General features: G+C 61.0%; 16 protein-coding genes. 3 read left to right on the top strand and 13 right to left on the bottom strand.

Going from position 1 to position 18,078, the window contains the following annotated elements:
• The 4 genes from rplW to rpsJ are packed head-to-tail and all read right to left on the bottom strand — an operon-like array spanning position 1 to position 1,956.
• Positions 1–297, bottom strand: coding sequence for a 50S ribosomal protein L23 (gene rplW, locus B2994_RS04380; RefSeq protein ID WP_291527157.1), 297 nt, complete (start codon positions 295–297; stop codon positions 1–3).
• A gap of 5 nt (positions 298–302) precedes the next feature.
• A complete protein-coding gene (gene rplD / locus B2994_RS04385; RefSeq protein ID WP_291527158.1) occupies positions 303–971 on the bottom strand; it encodes a 50S ribosomal protein L4 in 669 nt (222 codons plus the stop codon).
• Positions 972–977: 6 nt separating this feature from the next.
• Positions 978–1,631 (bottom strand): 50S ribosomal protein L3, encoded by a 654-nt coding sequence (gene rplC, locus B2994_RS04390; RefSeq protein WP_291527159.1) that lies wholly within the window; start codon positions 1,629–1,631, stop codon positions 978–980.
• 16 nt (positions 1,632–1,647) lie between these two features.
• Positions 1,648–1,956, bottom strand: a complete 309-nt coding sequence (gene rpsJ, locus B2994_RS04395; protein WP_003827292.1) for a 30S ribosomal protein S10 — start codon at positions 1,954–1,956, stop codon at positions 1,648–1,650.
• 438 nt (positions 1,957–2,394) lie between these two features.
• Between rpsJ and B2994_RS04400 the strand changes: the two genes are divergently transcribed.
• Positions 2,395–3,390, top strand: a complete 996-nt coding sequence (locus B2994_RS04400) for a type IV toxin-antitoxin system AbiEi family antitoxin domain-containing protein (RefSeq protein WP_291527160.1) — start codon at positions 2,395–2,397, stop codon at positions 3,388–3,390.
• A 90-nt stretch (positions 3,391–3,480) separates the two neighbouring features.
• Here B2994_RS04400 and budA read toward each other — a convergent pair whose 3' ends face one another.
• The 3 genes from budA to adhE form a co-directional block, all read right to left on the bottom strand.
• Positions 3,481–4,242: an acetolactate decarboxylase gene (gene budA, locus B2994_RS04405; protein WP_291527161.1), complete on the bottom strand. Its 762-nt coding sequence runs from the start codon at positions 4,240–4,242 to the stop codon at positions 3,481–3,483.
• A gap of 170 nt (positions 4,243–4,412) precedes the next feature.
• On the bottom strand, positions 4,413–5,261 hold the full coding sequence (locus B2994_RS04410; protein ID WP_291527162.1) for a YwiC-like family protein: 849 nt from the start codon (positions 5,259–5,261) through the stop codon (positions 4,413–4,415).
• A gap of 104 nt (positions 5,262–5,365) precedes the next feature.
• Complete coding sequence (gene adhE, locus B2994_RS04415; protein WP_291527163.1) at positions 5,366–8,095, bottom strand: bifunctional acetaldehyde-CoA/alcohol dehydrogenase; 2,730 nt, start codon at positions 8,093–8,095, stop codon at positions 5,366–5,368.
• Between the two features lie 520 nt (positions 8,096–8,615).
• Here adhE and B2994_RS04420 point away from each other — a divergent pair.
• Together B2994_RS04420 and glgX are read left to right on the top strand one after the other, a co-directional pair.
• Entirely contained in the window at positions 8,616–9,776 is a 1,161-nt protein-coding gene (locus B2994_RS04420) for an ROK family transcriptional regulator (RefSeq protein WP_291527164.1), read from the top strand.
• Positions 9,773–12,178, top strand: a complete 2,406-nt coding sequence (gene glgX, locus B2994_RS04425) for a glycogen debranching protein GlgX (RefSeq protein ID WP_291527165.1) — start codon at positions 9,773–9,775, stop codon at positions 12,176–12,178. Before B2994_RS04420 ends, glgX begins: the two co-directional genes overlap by 4 nt.
• A 140-nt stretch (positions 12,179–12,318) precedes the next feature.
• Here glgX and rpsI read toward each other — a convergent pair whose 3' ends face one another.
• From rpsI to B2994_RS04455, 6 genes are all read right to left on the bottom strand, one after another.
• On the bottom strand, positions 12,319–12,810 hold the full coding sequence (gene rpsI / locus B2994_RS04430) for a 30S ribosomal protein S9 (protein ID WP_291527166.1): 492 nt from the start codon (positions 12,808–12,810) through the stop codon (positions 12,319–12,321).
• Between the two features lie 23 nt (positions 12,811–12,833).
• The gene (gene rplM / locus B2994_RS04435; protein WP_291527167.1) at positions 12,834–13,283 is read right to left on the bottom strand and encodes a 50S ribosomal protein L13; all 450 of its coding nucleotides are present in this window, start codon (positions 13,281–13,283) and stop codon (positions 12,834–12,836) included.
• A 216-nt stretch (positions 13,284–13,499) separates the two neighbouring features.
• Positions 13,500–15,665, bottom strand: a complete 2,166-nt coding sequence (malQ, locus tag B2994_RS04440) for a 4-alpha-glucanotransferase (RefSeq protein WP_291527168.1) — start codon at positions 15,663–15,665, stop codon at positions 13,500–13,502.
• A 48-nt stretch (positions 15,666–15,713) separates the two neighbouring features.
• Positions 15,714–16,382, bottom strand: coding sequence for an AbrB family transcriptional regulator (locus B2994_RS04445; RefSeq protein WP_291527169.1), 669 nt, complete (start codon positions 16,380–16,382; stop codon positions 15,714–15,716).
• Between the two features lie 55 nt (positions 16,383–16,437).
• The gene (locus B2994_RS04450) at positions 16,438–17,079 is read right to left on the bottom strand and encodes an IMPACT family protein (protein WP_291527170.1); all 642 of its coding nucleotides are present in this window, start codon (positions 17,077–17,079) and stop codon (positions 16,438–16,440) included.
• Entirely contained in the window at positions 17,079–18,077 is a 999-nt protein-coding gene (locus B2994_RS04455) for an NAD(P)-dependent oxidoreductase (RefSeq protein ID WP_291527171.1), read from the bottom strand. The genes B2994_RS04450 and B2994_RS04455 overlap by 1 nt, the downstream gene beginning before the upstream one ends.
• Position 18,078 lies beyond the last annotated feature (1 nt).

Here is an 18,078-nt window from a genome sequence, read left to right on the forward strand (position 1 = left end):
TCAGTTGCCGAAGATGTCGATGGACTGACCCTCGGCAACGGTCACGATGGCACGCTTCTGATTGACGCGCTGACCGAAACCGGTGCGGGTGCGCTGCTTCTTGCCAGCGCGGTTGAGGGTGTTGACGTTCGTCACCTTCACCTTGAAGATCTGCTCGATGGCCTGCTTGATCTGGACCTTGTTGGCGTCACCAGCCACCACGAAGGTGTACTGGCCACGGTCCGAGTTGGCGTAGCTCTTCTCGGAAACGACGGGCTTGAGAATGACGTCGTGAGCGGGGTTGTGGATAGCTGCCATATTGATCAGGCCTCCTTGGTCTGGGCGGCAGGCTCGGTCTTGGCGGCCACGAACGCCTCAAGGGCGTCCTTGGTGAAGACGACGTCCTGCGCGGTGACCACGTCGTAGGTGTTGAGCTGATCGGCGAAAATCGGGTGAACGGTCGGAATGTTACGAACAGACAGCCATTCATTCACGTTTTCGCGGGAGAGGACGACCGTGGTGAAACGGTTCTCGGTCACAGCCAGGGCTGCAACGGCGGTCTTGGTGGAAGGAGTGTCGGCGATGCCGAAGTCAACCACGTGAAGACGACCGGCATTGGCGCGATCGGAAAGGACGTAGCGCAGAGCCGCGGCCTTCATCTTCTTGGGGGTGCGCTGGGAGTAGTCGCGCGGCACCGGGCCGTGGACAACGCCACCGTGGTACCACTGGGGAGCGCGGATCGAACCCTGGCGGGCGCGACCGGTGCCCTTCTGCTTCCACGGCTTCTTGCCGCCGCCGGAGACCGCGGAGCGGTTCTTCACGGCATGGGTGCCCTGACGAGCAGCGGCGAGCTGGGCAATGACAACCTGGTGGATCAGCGGGACATGAGCGGAAACTTCCTCGGCGGAGAAGCCGAAGAGCTCAGCGGGGGCGTCGACCGTGCCAGCGGCCTTGCCCTGGGCGTCCGTGATGTTAAGAGCGATGTTAGCCATGACTTATCAGGCTCCCTTCACTGCGGTGCGGACGAGAACGATGCTGCCCTTCGGGCCCGGAATGGCACCCTTGATGGCGAGCACGCCATTCTCCGCGTCGGAGGACACAACCTTGAGGTTCTGCACGGTTGCGGTGACGTGGCCCATGCGGCCAGCCATGCGCTTGCCCTTCAGAATGCGGCTCGGGGTGGCGCATGCGCCAACAGAACCGGGACGACGTTCGTTCTTGTGGGAACCATGGGTGCGGCGGTAGGACTTGAAGCCCCAACGCTTGATGGTGCCGGCGAAGCCCTTGCCCTTGGTGGTGCCGGTCACGTCGACCTCGGAACCCTCGGCGAACACCTCAGCGGTGATTTCCTGACCGGGCTCGTAGGTCTCGGCGTCATCGGTGCGCACCTCAACGAGGTGGCGACGCGGCGTGACACCGGCCTTGGCAAAGTGGCCAGCGAGAGGCTTGGTCACCTTGGTGGGATCAATCTGGCCGTAACCAATCTGAACGGCCTTGTAACCGTCGGTCTCCTCGGACTTGACGGCGGTCACGACGTTGGTGGATACCTCCACCAGAGTAACGGGGACGAAGAAGCCGTTCTCGTCCCACACCTGGGACATACCGAGCTTCTTGCCAAGCATAGCCTTGTGGCTACCACGCTGTGAAGTCATAGTGGCTCCTCCTTCCTTACAGCTTGATCTCGATGTTGACATCCGCAGGCAGATCGATGTGCATCAGGGAATCCACGGCCTTGGGGGTCGGGTCCACGATGTCGATGAGGCGCTTGTGAGTGCGCATCTCGAAGTGCTCGCGAGAATCCTTGTACTTATGAGGAGAACGGATAACGCAGAACACGTTCTTCTCGGTCGGCAGCGGAACGGGGCCAACAACAGTTGCGCCCGCGTTCGTCACCGTTTCGACGATCTTCTTCGCCGATTGGTCGATGACCTCGTGGTCATAGGACTTAAGCCTGATGCGGATTTTCTGTCCCGCCATTGCCGTCCGCCCTTTCTAGCGATTCGTTTACTATTACCAACCTGCTTTCTGGGCACCGGCGCGCATGGCCTCCTTTGGACATACGTCCTCTGGCGGTCCACACCACATCAGTGCACGGCTCTGGAGTGAAGCTCCAACCCGCGCTCGCTTTTTTAATTCCAATTTGCGAGCCCAAAACAGGCAACTTGACTATTAAAGCACCGGGGGTGCCCCTGGAATAATCCGGGCGTGTCGCCCTCATGGTTCCGCCAAATTTGGCAGAACTGCGCAATAAGAGCTCATATCTGCCCACTCATTAATCCATTCTGCCAAATTTGACATGGCGGACTTGGCATGGCGGACTTGCCCCGACGCGCGCACAATTATCCACACCACGCCATTCGGCCACAACAACCGCCCCATCCTCCCCGCATGACATCTTACGGATATCGTCATTGCATGAAACGCAACACATCGCTTGAGAATGCCCTGAACCAGGCGCAATACCGCTCCATGTGCCTATGGCCACGTCAACCACAGATGCGTCAGCTCGCTCGACGAAGAGCCGAGGCAAACGAACTGCTCGCCGTGCGGCACAACCTTTTCGCACGTCCACAATACTGGCAGTCACTTGATTATCGCGAACGCATCATGCATATTCTGCGCGCAACGTCAGCGAGGCACCCTTCGTGGATACTTTGCTGGATCAGCGCGGCAGCGGTATGGGGACTGAACGACACCTATCGCATGCATGACAGCGTGCACATAGCCGTAACAACCGCCAACAGCTCCAGAAACCGCAAGCACCTCCGATTTCACTACATCCCCAACCCCGATGCAGTGACACGCAAGGGCATAAGAGTCACAGGACTGCTCCAAACCATATTCGACTGCGCCAGAAGCCTACCCTTCCCCCAAGCGCTGGCGATTTGCGACGCCGCCATGCGACTGTATTCACTGAATGCAGACACACTTATGAACCACGTAATCCAACAGGGGCGGCGCGCAGGCATTGAGCGCGCACGTTTCACGCTATCGCGCGCCAATCCGCTCAGTGAGAGTGGCGGCGAATCAATCTGCCGCGCATGGCTCATACTGTGGGGATACGCACGTCCTCAATTGCAGCAGAGGTTCGTCGATCCAGTTACCGGGCAGGAAAGACGTGTCGATTTTGCTTGGAATCTGGACAATGGACTGATCATCGTTCTGGAATTCGACGGGCGGGAAAAGTATGTCAACGCCGATATGCTCGGCGAACAAAACAGCGTCGACGCCGTGCTCGAGGAAAAACGCCGCGAAAGCAATCTTCAGCTCAGCAACCGAATCATCTTTGTACGTACTTGGTACGACGAAGCGATCCGCCAGCCCCATCTGGTTCAGCGCAAGCTGGATCTTGCGGGAGTGCCGCGGTCGCGTCCTCCGAAGCTACCGCATTCTCCATATACCGACATATAGTTATGCCAAATTTGGCATAACAGCACAGTAGCGGCCCAAATCTTCCGGCTCAGTGACCTGATCCGCCAAATTTGGCAAATTAAGTAGACGCTAGCCCCGGTCGCCTTCAGCATTGGTGATGGCTTCGGAAATATTGTCGTGGGTGAAATCATGGTTGCGGTATTCGGGATTGTCGACCGGCAGATGCTGCACCAGGGTGTCGAACACCTGCGTCCAGATCTCGCCACGATCAAGAACCGCATCAAGCACATGGCCACCAATCGAATGGTCATCCGCCAGAAAGTGCTCATGGAATCCCGCAACCGCAGCCCCATGGAACATCATCGGCGAATAATAGCCGAGCATGACGCCCTTGACATCCTGCCCGAGGAAAATCGCCTGGCGGTCGGCAACCTCCTCAAGTGTGGGATACGGCGCCTGCTGCTTGATCACCGCCCGCGTCTTCATAAAACTGAAGGTGCCACGCACCATCACCGAGAAGAAGGTGTTCTCCCGGCCATTCGCCTCGACGATGCGATCATTCAACGACTCAAGACCGATATCCCTGCGCTCGCACTGATATTGGAACGCGGCGCGATGCATCGTGGCAAACGGCATCGTGAAATCGTCCGGCACCGCCTCCACCTTGCCGGCACGACCGACTCTCCACGCCTTGCCGTCAAGCACAATGATCTCACCGTCGAGACCCTCACCGGTACCAATGCCGGTGTCGCCATGCCGCAGCAGCTCCCCCATCGTCGTGGTGCCCTCCAGCAGACCGGGCACCAACAAGGCGAGCGTGCCGTGCTGATAGAGGACATTGGCCTGATGCTTACGAATGGGTTCAATGGCTTGCGCAACGGGTTTGGACATAATTCGTACTGTACTCCGCCGTCACCAGCAGGAGACCGATGCATACCAGAGACGAAGCGCAGTGGACGCGTGCCGTCAACGCACGCACAACCGTATAAAACCGCAATGCGGCAAAAGAATCATCCGCCGCAGACACTGCACATGCATATACGTATATACGCAACGATCAGTCAGAACACGACGAGGATAGCAACCGCCGACAGAACACTGGCCGCGAATTCGACCATTCCCGTCACCACCGGCTTCAGCCGGGAACCATGCCGCGCGTCAATCAACGGCAGCACGCAGGCGCGAACCAGCAGCAACAGACAGACAATCCACAAAAACCACAGTGCGCACAAAGCCTCATTCGACACCTGCCGCGCATGGAACAGCATCACCGTGCAAACAACCAGCATCATCGCATGCCACAGCACCGAAGCCACGCGATACCGGGGATTGCCGCGCTCACGAATCATGGTTTTGACCACCAGTACCGAGCCAAACTGAAACAACGCGAAAGCCGCGGCAAGATACACCGCCCGCAATTCCATATAAGGCCAGGCATCATCACCCGGGTTGGCGTCATAACCATAGACCAATCCCGACATGGTGCAGGAGGAGATGATCGCAACCACGTTATTCACCAGACTGCGCTCACAGTGACGATACGCGGCTATAAGGCTGGCGCCGAACAACACCAGATACCAAGGCGCCCACATGACAATGCGCCAATGCACTACCAGGAACGGGAGCCCGACCACCGCCAGCACCGCGCCATAGGCCAGCACCGGCGGCAGATAGCGGCGGTTCAGACGCGATGAGACCCAGCGCGCCGACACGTACTGCACGCAATAGCACAAAGCCCATGCCGTCAGCAGCCAGAGAGCGTCCCACGACAAGCCCGCCGCGACCATTCCCGCCAGCGGAGGGAGGAGGGCCATCACCCATGCGCCCGGCTGATCAGGCACCCACGCTTTGCTCCCGAGTTTGCGAGGCGACTTCGGACTGCTGAAACCTGTCGGACGCATTTCGTTCATGACCTCAACGATAGATGATGCACGGCAATACGTGAAGACCCGGATACGGACGAATCCGCATCCGGGCCCATGCCGAGACGGTTGGGAGTACTACCTCATGCGGCTCAACGCTGCGAGGCCTCTTCAGTGGCGGCCAGCCCCTCGCGCTCGACGCGGATCCTGTGGCCCTCCTCCTGGGGAACGCCATAGTAGGCAGCGACCGCGATGTCCTTCATGTCGTTGATCATCGGGACGCGCGGATTGGCGGGCGTGCACTGGTCCTCGTAGGCGCGCATGCCGATCTGGTCGAGCACGCCCCAGAAGTAGTCCTCGTCCACGCCGCAATCCCGGAAGGATTTGTTCATGCCGAGCTTGTTGTCGCGGTAGTCCTCGATGGCGCGTGCCAGGTTCTCGACGCCTTCGGCCGGAGTGGCGCCCGGATCGACACCGATGTTGCGGGCGATGTCCTGATAGCGCTGCGGGGCGACGTACTTGTTGTACTTCGGCCAGCTGGTGGGCTCCTCGGGAACGGAACCGTTGTAGCGAATCACATACGGCAGCAGGATCGAATTGGTGCGACCGTGGGCGATGTGACACAGGGCGCCGATGGTGTGGGCCATGCCGTGGCACATGCCGAGGAACGCGGACCCGAAGGCCATGCCCGCCATCGTGGCGGCGTTGTGCATCTTCTCCTGCGCGTCGGTTTTGGCCAGTCCCGGCTCGCCGTTGACGGACTCCGCGAGGTTGTCCCAGATCAGCTTGGCGGCGTGCAGAGCCATGCCGTCGGTGAAGTCGTTCGCATACACGGACACATACGCCTCGATCGAGTGGGTCAGGGCGTCGAAACCGGCGTCGGACGCGAGCTTGCGCGGCTGCGTACGGGCCAGCACCGGATCGACGATCGCCACGGACGGAGTCAGGGCGTAATCGGTGATCGGGTACTTGTAGCCGGTTTTGTGATCGGTGATCACGGCGAAGGGCGTGACCTCGGAACCGGTGCCGGAGGAGGTGGGCACGCACACCAGCTTCGCCTTCTTGCCCAGCGGCGGGATGCGGAACGCGCGCTTGCGGATGTCGAAGAACTTCTCGCGCACATCGGAGAAGGAGATCTCCGGGTGCTCATAGAGCAGCCACATGATCTTGGCCGCATCCATCGGGGAGCCGCCGCCTACTGCGATGATGGTATCGGGCTCGAATTCGTCGCGCATCATGGCGGCGCCCTTCTCGACGGTTTCGACCGAAGGCTCCGGCTCGACATAGTCGATGATGCGGAAGGTGACGCGGTTCGGACGGGCCCGTAGCTGATCGATCACCTTGTCGATGACGCCAAGCTGCTCCATCACCTTGTCGCACACGATGACGGCCCTCTCGACGTTGTACATGTCGCGCAGGTACTTGATGGCGTTCGGCTCGAAATACGTCTTGGCGGGGATCTTGAACCACTGCATGTTGTTGTTCCTCCGAGCGATGCGCTTGATGTTGATCAGATTGACGGCCTGCACGTTGCCGGACACCGAGTTGCCGCCGTAGGAGCCGCAGCCAAGGGTCAGCGACGGGGCGATGGCGTTGTAGATGTCGCCGATGCCGCCGAGCGAGGAGGGCTGGTTCCAGATGATGCGGCAGGCGTGCATGCGCAAGCCGTATTCGCGCACCAGATCCTGGTTGTTGGTGTGGATGGCGGCGGTGTGGCCGGCGCCGAGCTTGAGCATGGCCTCGCACATCTCGAAGGCCTGCTCCTTGGTGTCGGCCTTGAGGATCGCCTGCACCGGAGCGAGCTTCTCGTGGGTCAGAGGCTCGTCGTCGGAGACCTCCTTGCATTCGGCGATCAGGATCGTCGCGTCCTCCGGCACGGAGAAGCCCGCCGCCTTGGCCAGGAACTGCGGCGACTTGCCCGGCACCACGGAGTTCAGCGCCGGCTTCTGCCCGGAGCCGGCGGTGCAGCCGAACATGTACTGCTCGAGCTTGGCCTTCTCCTCGCCCTCGACGAAATATGCCTTGCGGCGCTTCAACTCGGCGACCAGCGGCGCATACACGTCCTTGTGGGCGATGATGGCCTGCTCGGTGGCGCAGATCATGCCGTAGTCGAAGTGCTTGGACAGCACCAGATCATTCGCGGCGCGCACCACGTCCACATCGCGGTCCACGTAGGCGGGCGCATTGCCGGCACCCACGCCCAGGGCGGGCTTGCCGGAGGAGTATGCAGCCTTGACCATGCCGGGGCCGCCGGTCGCGAGAATCGTGGCCACGCCCGGATGCTTCATCAGCGCGCCGGTGGCCTCGATCGAGGGATGTTCGATCCACTGGATGCAGTTTTCGGGGGCACCGGCCTCGACGGCCGCGTCGCGAACGATCTTCGCGGCCGCGACGGAGGACTTCTGCGCGCCCGGATGGAAGCCGAACACGATGGGGCAGCGGGTCTTCAGCGCCAGCAGCGACTTGAAGATCGCGGTGGATGTCGGATTCGTCACCGGGGTGACGCCGGCCACCACGCCGACGGGTTCGGCGACCTCGTCGATGCCCATGACATCATCCTCGCGAATGATGCCGACGGTGCGCTGGCCGGCCATGTAGTGGGTGACGTGCTCGCACGCGAAGATGTTCTTGGTGGCCTTGTCCTCCACCAGACCGCGACCGGTCTCCTCAACCGCCATCTTCGCCAACACCAGATGCTTGTTCAGGGCCGCGACGGATGCCTTGGCCACAATATGATCGATTTGCCGCTGATCAAAACCCTCGAATTCGTCAAGCGCGGCCTGCGCCTTGCGGACCAGCGCGTCTACCTCGGCCTCGGCCGCGGCACGCTTCTCCTCCGCGGTGGGCTTGACCTCGTCGACCTTCTTCTTTGCTTCTGCCACTTGGATTCCTCCTCGAGTGCTTGGGGTTGATGCAAAGTGCGTATTGCTTCCTTGCCACAATGGATTTGTGAGCTACCTCACAATGTATCGAAACTTCACAAGTTTTGTCGATATTTGTCGTGTCGAGCATTTTTTGTTAGATTCTGATCGTTTTTTGATTGAATTACGTTAGCTTTCTTCTAAATTCGACAACAATTACCCCTCTTTGGTTCATTTTGTTCACTTCCACAGTGAAGTTGACAAGCCCGCATTGGCATTATTTGAATTACTTTTGTAAAAGTAACATACTTATCAGTGCGGCGGCGCGAAAGTTTTATAATCCTTGTTTATAAAACCGCTCCCCCACCGAAAACCATTCCCCGCCACCAAATCCGCGCGCGCAAGCACAACCGGGACGCAACCGGCCACACACGCAGCGCACACTCAACGACGCGCAACGCCCTCACGCGAATCCCCGCACGGAAATTCCCGCCACCGCGAACCGCACAGCGAATCCGCAGCGCCCCAAGGAAGGAAGCCAATGAAGACCCCATCCGCCGCCCTGAAAGCAACGAACCGCCATGCCATCATGGCATACATCTACCGGCATCACAACGTAACCAAACAAACGCTCGAGCGCGAACTGGGACTGAGCCTGCCCACCATCACCGCCAATCTCCACGCACTGGAAGCCGAAGGTTTGATCGGCAGGGGCACACCCATGGAATCCACCGGCGGACGCAAGGCGCAAACCTACGAACTACAGCCCACGGCGCGCGTGGCCATCGGCGTGGCCGCACGACGAGGCGGCATCACCATGACGGCCGTCGACCTGCGTGGAACGACGGTGAAACGCCAGACCAAAGCGCTCCCCTACCGCGACAACGACACCTATTACAGCCGGCTCGAGGTGATGGTCACCGAATTCGCCGACACCGTGGCGAGGCAACACGGCAGCCACATACTGGGAGCGGCCTTTTCCGTTCGAGGCATCGTGTCGGCCGACGGCTCGCGCATCCTCTTCGGGCGGGACGCGGGCAGCACCGCCGGCCTGACACTGGATCGACTCAGTCAGGGGATTCATATGCCAATGGCCATGATCCACGACACCGACGCCTCGGCAATGGCGGAACTGTGGTTCAACCCGCCGATCACCGATGCGGTATGCGTGTATCTGGAACGCAGGCCAGGCGGCGCCGTCATCATCGACGGGCAGCTCCACCAGGGCCCGAATCGCCGCAGCGGCATGATCGAGCACATGACGATCGTTCCCGGAGGAGAACAGTGCTACTGCGGCCAGCGCGGATGCATGGCCACGGTCTGCTCGCCGGAAACGCTGATGGAAGACGGTGAAAGCCTGCCGGGCTTCTTCTCGGTGCTCGAACAGGGCGAACGCGAACATCGCAAACGCTTCAACCGGTGGATGGATTATGTGGCGCAGGCAGTGGCGAATATCCGCTCGGTGCTTGCCTGCGACATCATCATCGGCGGCGAGGCCGCGCAATATCTCGACGACCACGATATCGCGGATCTGAAGCAACGCGTGGAGGCGCTGAGCCCCTTCCCCTCCACGGACTTTTCACTGCGCAAAAGCCGCTGCCTCGACGATCAGCACATCATCGGCGCCGCACTCAGTCTCGTCCACCGTCACGTCGATGGAATATGCGGTTGGACAAACCGCATATCTACAATGGAGCCATGAAGAACCTATCGCTGCATCGGTATGCCACCCGACCCGGATTCTACTTCACCGAAGACGGCGGAGCAGATGCGATAGTGCGTTCCGAAACCGCCGAACAAGTCTGGCTGTCCATCATAGAACCGCTGGACCAGCCAAGCGCCTTCTTCTCACAGGCGATCCGGCTGTTCACCGACTCACCCGTGCCGTTCCCTGAGCAAATCCACATGTATCCGGTATGCACGCGCATTGTCGAATCGCTGCACTGCCGTGAAACCCTCTTCAAAATGGAAGGCCCCAACTACGGTTTGTGGTACGTCCACATTCCCAAGGCGTGGAGCGGCATGAAATACGGCTACCGCGTGGATGGGCAATGGGACCCGAAACACGGCGTGCGCTTCAACCCGTATAAAATCCTGCTCGACCCGTATGGCAAAGGGGTGGACGGGCGCATGGAGCTTACCGGCGCGGCCTTCTCATACGACTGCACCGTCATCGACGACGAAGTGCACGGCAATGCGTTCGGAACGATGAGCACCATCGATTCGCTGGGCCACACGCCGCTTTCAGTCGCCATTGACGACCGCGACGTCACCAAGCACGACGCCGACCCCACGCATCCGCATATCCCATGGAGCAAAACGGTGATCTACGAGCTGCATGTCAGGGGCTTCACCAAATGCGCCCCGTGGCTGCCCGAGGAGCTCCGCGGCACATACGCCGGGCTCGCGCACCCGACCACCCTCGCCTACCTGCAGAGCCTGGGCGTCACGTCCATCGAACTGATGCCCATCATGGCCAAACAGGACGAGATCTTCCTCAAATCCCGCGGGAAGACCAACTACTGGGGCTACAACACGCTCAGCTATTTCTCCCCCGAACCGTCCTATGCGACCAGAGTCGCGCAGGAGGCCGGCCCCGAAGCGGTGAGGCGCGAGGTCATCGACATGGTCAGATCCCTGCACGCCGCAGGCTTCGAAGTGATTATGGACGTGGTCTACAACCATACCTGCGAAGGCGGCATGGGCGGCCCGACGGTATGCTGGCGCGGGCTCGACAACATCTCGTACTACCGGCGCGACAAGAACAACATCGGCAAGATGATCGATACAACGGGCTGCGGCAATACCCTCGACTTCGCCAACACCCACGTAGTGACCTTCGCCGTCGATTCGCTGCGCTACTGGGCCAAGCGCATCGGCGTCGACGGCTTCAGATTCGATCTGGCCGTCAGCCTGGGACGGCTGGAGGGAGATTTCACCCGGCACCACCCATTTCTCTACGCCCTGCGCAGCGATCTGATCCTCGGGAACCTCAAACTCATCATGGAACCGTGGGATCTGGGCGACCAGGGCTGGCGCACCGGACAATTCGGACTGCCCTTCGCCGAATGGAACGACTTCTTCCGCGACACCACCCGTAAATTCTGGCTGGTCAACGCAGCCAACGCCGCACACGGCACCACATCCGACAAGGTGGGCATGCAGGAGATGGCGACCCGACTCTGCGGTTCGGCGGATCTATACGCCACCGAACCGGGACGCGGAGCCGCCGCATCAGTCAACTACATCGCCTCGCACGACGGCTTCACCCTGCAGGATCTGACCGAGTACAACACCAAGCACAACGAGGCCAACGGCGAGCACAACCAGGACGGCTCCGCGAGCAATAACTCGTACAACTTCGGCGTCGAGGGCCCCTCGGACGACATGACCATCCAGACCCTGCGCGAACGCGCCGGTATGAATCTGCTCGGCACCCTGCTGCTTGGACTGGGCACGCCGATGCTGCTGGCGGGCGACGAGTTCGGCCACACGCAGCACGGCAACAACAACGCCTATTGCCAGGACAACGAACTGACATGGCTGCCCTGGGAATGGATGCACCAGCCGCGCACGTCACAGGAGCAAAAGCGCTTCGAAATGGTCTCCAAACTGATATCGCTCCGCAAATCGCTCGATCTGTTCCACCAAGAGGGCTTTTTCACCCGACTCACGCAAATCGGTCTGCTCAAGCAGTCCAGCCGCGTCCAATGGTTCCTGCCGGATGGCACCACCCCGCTGGAACACGACTGGTTCAACGCGAATATCCGCTCCTTCACCATGCGGCTGCTGTCCAACAGTTCGTGCGATGTGCTGATCGTGATCAACGGCAACGACATGGATATGCAATACCGCATGCCAAGCGACTGCATCTGGATGCCGCAATGGTGCTCGACCGAGATCATTGGCGTCGCGCCAGGGCACGGCGAACACGTCGAGCGAATCGACGATACGGACGCCGCCCCGGTATGGATCAGCGCCATTCCAGACAGCAGCGGGACCGCCCATGCCGCCGACAAGACGCCAGCCGACGGGCAGCCCGCAGACAACATATGGACCATTCCGGCACAATCGATTTCACTGTTCAGGCAGAACAGTTACTGAACCATCGTGGTCGGGGACAGGCATCGTTGCCTCATATCCGACCGAAGCCGGGCACGGTGCAAAGCCGCAGAAAAACGCGGAAACCCCGCCGCTCTTGGAGAAGCGGCGGGGTTTCCCGGCGGCAGTAAAGCCAAACGACATTAACGCTTGGAGAACTGCGGCGCACGACGAGCCTTGTGCAGGCCGGCCTTCTTGCGCTCCACGACGCGGGCATCGCGGGTCAGCATGCCGGCCTTCTTCAGGGCGGCACGGTTGGCATCGCGATCGATGGCGTTCAGAGCACGGGCCACGCCAAGACGGATGGCGCCGGCCTGACCGGTCACGCCACCACCATCGACGAGGACGACCACATCGAACTTGCCCTCAAGCTTGAGCAGCACGATCGGGGAATTCACCTCACGCTGGTGCAGACGGGACGGGAAGTACTCCTCCAGGGAACGACCATTGATGGTCCACTTGCCAGTGCCCGGAATCAGGCGAACGCGAGCGACGGCTTCCTTGCGACGGCCGGTGCCATAGCCCGGCTCGATCGCGGAAGTGCCGGTGCCAGCGCCGGCGTTGGTTTCGGTGGTGTAGCTGGTGAGCTCCTCTTCGGTCTCGAGAACCGCGGAGTCGTTGGTGTTGTCAGCCATGATGTCTTATCTCCCTTCGGTTCTCACTTAGCCTGCTGCGAGACCTGAGCGATCTCGAAGACCTGCGGCTTCTGGGCGGTGTGCGGATGCTCCTCGCCTGCGAACACGCGCAGACGGTCGAGCTGCACCTTGGCCAGACGATTCTTGGGCAGCATGCCCTTGACGGCGTTGGTGATGATGCGCTCGGGATTGTTCTGCAGCAGCTCGGCATACGAGTCGCGACGCAGACCACCCGGACGGCCAGAGTGCTGGTAGAGCTCCTTGCCCATCTTGTCGCCGGTCAGAGCAATCTTGGACGCGTTGATAACGATCACATAATTGCCGGAATCAGCGTGGGGGGCGAAGGTCGGCTTGTTCTTGCCGCGCAGCAGCGTGGCAACCTGAGCGGCCAGGCGGCCAAGCACCACGTCGGTGGCGTCGACGATATACCAGTCATGAGTCAGATCAGCTGGCTTCGGAGTGAAAGTCTTCACTGTTGTACCTTTTCTTGTCCATTGTGTTCCGGGTTCGTCGCCGCCCGACGTGCGTTTGGTCAGAACGCGCAATCCGGAAAGGTCCGAACCTCTTTATCCGTGGGCTCCCTGAAAGTCCTCGATGGCGAGTGGGAAAGCGCTTTGGAAGGACCCCTTAGGGAAACACAACAATCCTCTACTATATCGCCAGACTTGACATTAGGCAACACAGCATGGTCAGGCGTTGAGGATGCGCGCGAGATCCTGCACATCCGCACGCTCGAACAGATCGTCGGCATATACGGGACGCCCCTCGCCGTCGGCCAGCGGCACACGCCAGTTGGGATACTCGTTATCGGTTCCCGGCTGATTCTGCGTACGGGTCTCCCCCACGCCGTCGACGATGGCCGCGGCCAGCAGCTTGCACGGCGACGCGGTGAGCGCACGATACATGCCACGGACGATATCGCCGACATGCCCGGGGACGTCGCCGGCCCAATCGCTGGGAATGAACCCGCCGTTGACCAGCATGCGCAGCATGGCCTTCTGCTCGCGTTCGGCATCCTCCTGGAACCGTTCAACCGGACCGTCCAGCAGATGCAACGCGGCGCGCACCTTGACGTGCTCATAGTTGAGATAGCCGGCGCATGGCGGCATATCATGCACATCCACCGAGGCCAGCGCCATCTCCCGCCATTGGCGGGGATCCCGGAACGTCCCGTTGAACTGCTCGAACCACTCCACCGCGCAGCCCAGCACGCCATGGTCGGACAGGGACGACGCCACATAATCGGGCACCACGCCCAAGTCCTCGCCCACGAGCACGCCGCCCGCCCGCGTGGCCTCAATCGCCAGGATCGCCAGCATCACAGCGGAATCGTACATCACATACGTACCGTCCTTGGCGCTCCTGCCCGCGGGAATCCACCACAGACGGAACAAGCCGAGTATATGGTCGATGCGCACGGCGCCGGCATGGGCGAACATGCCATGCACCATGTCGCGATACGCCTCATATCCGGTCCGCTGCAAGGTAATCGGATTAAGCGGGGGCTGACTCCAGTTCTGCCCCTGCTGGTTGAACATATCCGGAGGGGCGCCCACGGTCGCGCCCTTGGCGTACTGCTCGGGATTCCACCACACGTCAGCGCCCAACGGATGCGAACCGACCGCCATATCGGCCATGATGCCGATGGCCATGCCCTCCTCGCGGGCGGTGCGCTGAGCCGTCCCGAACTGTTCGGTGGCGACCCATTCCATCCAGCGGTAGAACTCAAGCGTGTCCGGATATCGGTTGCACAGATCCACGACCGGCTGCGAATCACGGGTGCAGGTCGAGATCCACGAGGACGGTTCCGACGTCGGCGCGCCCCATTTGTCATAGGCCAGGCACCAGGTGGCGTATGCCTCGAGATTTTCCCCGGCGGACTGCTTGTAGGCGTCGAAAGCCGCCTGCCGCTCCGGGGAACGCCCGACTTTGAAAATGATCCACAGCGCCTGCATCTTCGCGGCCCACATGGCGTCGCGGTCGATATGGTCGGTATCGTCGTTCAACGAACGCACCGAATCATGCAAACGGTCCACCTTCGCGCGGGATTCCTCTCCCAACAGCCCGTACTCTTCAATCGCTTCGGGCCGAACGTAGGTGAAGTTCAGCAGATTCCGCGAAACCGGCAGATACGGAGACGGCGTCAGCGGAGTGACCGGCTCGGCGGCATGCACCGGATTGATCAGCATAAAATCGGCGCCGGTCCCGCCCTTGGCGCTTGCCAGCATGGATTTCAGATCGACGAAGTCGCCCACGCCCCACGAATCATGCGAGCGAATCGAATACAGCTGGGCCATCCATCCCCACAGGCGGCGATCGTTCATGACGCCGGGCAATTCAATGCGCCGCGGCGCGCTGATCAAGGTGGCGTCTTCGGTGCGATCCCCCACACGGACATGAAGCGTGTGATATCCGATCGGCAGATCCGCGGGAATCACAATGGCCGACGTGGTGACGAAGGAACCGTCCAACCAGTACGCGATCGACCCGTCACCGCGATCCGGCGCCAGCTCGCCCTGATATTCATTGCCATCCTCCAGCGTGATGGAGGCGGATGGGATGTCGAACACACCGGCATGCACCAGCACCTTGGATTCGGAACCCTCGATATGCAGCACTGTAGGCGCGATCAGACGACGGTGCTCATCGTCAAGCAGCGTCTTCAGGGAAGCCCCGATCGACATCTCGTTGGATGCGTCAATGCCCAGCGATCTGAGCACAGCCACGAGCACATCGTCATCGATCTCATGGTAATCGCCGCTCATGCCCACATAGGACGTCGACACCCCGACTGCCTTGGCGAGGCGGATAAGCGGGCGTGCAAGGCGTTCCCGCGATTCTTGATACTCGGTCATACTGCCAGTCTAGCCCCGGCGACGTGAATCCACAGCGTGTCACACCGGTTATTTTCCGGCCTGCCTCGCCACCTCCGACTGCGGGTCGCCAGCCAGACGACCTTTGGTCTCCGGCGAGCAATTCGGATTGACGGCCACGGCGCGACGGACCATCGAGGCGAGCACCACCGGGGCGTCCGGCTCAAGTTCCACGCCGAGCTTGCCGAGAAAGTCAAGGGTCCGCGCATCCACATCGGGATTCTGGGCGCCTTCCAATCTCATTTTCCACGATGTGCGGGGATTCATCAGCGCGGCGTCGCGCACCTCGGGATCCGGATCCTTCGTCAGATTGCCGACCAGCCAGTTCTTGTCGGCGGTATTGCCCGCCACGGCCCTGCGCACCGTGGGTTCCGGGTCACCGGACAGCTTCACCAAAATGTTCGGGAACGGCATCGTCTCACCGAGAAAGATGCGATCGGCCACCGGCGTGTGAGGATTGCCCGCCACGGCTTCCAGCAAAGCGGTGGCACGCGAAAAAGCCGCCTGATCGGAGCGATCCGGCAATGGAGTGCGCGCAAAACGGCTCAATTCGTCGGGGTTCTCGCAATGACGCAAATGCTCGTAGGCTACGGTCAGCGGCTCAAAATCCTCCGCCGCCTGACCGGATTGGCCGGCCTGTTCAGCCTGACCGGTCTGATTCGTCGTCTGTTCGCTGCTCGCTGCGGTATCTTCCGCCATGCCTTCCAGCCTCCCTATTGATGTGATTGTTGCCATCGCCATTCGATCATGATCATCATGACAATGCAACCGGTCGATTCACCATGTCCAGTCGCTGCGGCGCAACCGAGGCGTTGAACGTCTCGCGCACTGTCGTCTCAAAGCGATCAGCGCCGGCCTGGGGCACCAGGGCCACCATCGAGACGCGATCGGTATATGACTCATCGCTCTGCATGCCGTCGACGGCGGCGAGAATCTGCTGCAAGCCTCCAAGCTGCGCATAATCGAGCGTAACCGCATATCGCACACAGGGCTCGATGCGCGCCAAGCGGCCCGCCCGCACGGCCATCGAGGCGGCTGAGGAATACGCGCGCACCAAACCGCCCGCGCCCAACAGAATCCCGCCGAAATACCGGGTCACGGCAATCGCCGTATCGGTAAGGCCGCCTTGGCGCAGTACGTCGAGGATCGGCTTGCCTGCGGTGCCGGACGGCTCGCCGTCGTCGCTCATGCGTTCGGAGAGGCGACCACCCGCGCCACCGCATACCGCGGCGTACGCCACATGCCGAGCCTTGGGGTGGTGTTCGCGGATCGAGGAAACAAATTCAAGCGCCTCCTCAAGCGAATCGACATGACAGGCGTCGCCGATGAATTCGGATTTCTTCTCCACCAGCGCGTCGTGCGCCGGCGAGGCGGCGGGATCCAGCAGTGTGAGCATCAGCGCACCACATGAATCGGGGAACCGGCGAAGAAGGCGCGGATGGTGTCGACGTTCTGTCTGGCCACATTGTCAAGCGCCTGCGTGGTGCGCCATGCGGTATGCGGCGTGGCCACCACATGTTCCAGCCGCAGTACCGGATCGTCCGGGTCAAGCGGCTCATGATCGAATACGTCCACGCCGGCCTCGATATCACCGCGACGCATACGCCGCTCGAACGCCCCGGGGGCGATCAGTTCCGCACGCGCGGTGTTAAGCAGAATCGAGCCGGGATGCAACAGATCGAGTTCATGTGAACCGATCATGCCACGTGTGGCCTCATTCAACGCCAGATGCAGGCTGACCACATCGCTGGACGCGAACAGATCGTCCAGTGCAGACACGGCTGTGGCCTGATAGCGATCAAGCACTTCAGACCGTGGATGCCGGCACCACACCTGCACCCGCATGCCCAGCCCCCGGGCGATGCGGGCCACCGCCTGTGCGACACCGCCAAACCCCACCAATCCCAGCGTCAGACCGTTGAGCTCCAATTGCCCGCTTGAGCAGAACCATTCGCCACGGTGCAGATCCCGATTCTGCGAACCGACGCGGCGGGCAATCTCAAACAGCAACGCAATGGTATGCTCAGCCACCGCGGCGTCACCATAGCGAACCGCATTGCACAGGGTGACGCCCAATTCATCGGCGAGCGCCACATTCACGAAGTTGGCGATGCCGGTACCGCAAAACACCAGACATTCCAAGCCATTGCCGACGGCCCGGCGCAATACGTCATCGCTGATATGGAAGCCCGCGACGATCACCAGACGAGCCCCTCCGATACGACGCAGGAACTCCTCGCCATCGGTGATCGAATCATCATACATACGCACCCGGCACACGTCATGCAACTGCGGCAGATGGTCCCGATAGGCGGGCAGCAGAGCCGGCACGCAGCTCGGCAGCGTCACCAGCGGCAGCTCGGTGCCATCAGCAGGCAGATCAACGAATGTCATA

The sequence above is a fragment of the Bifidobacterium sp. UBA744 genome, assembly GCA_002298605.1.
In the GTDB taxonomy this organism is placed as follows: Bacteria; Actinomycetota; Actinomycetes; order Actinomycetales; family Bifidobacteriaceae; genus Bifidobacterium.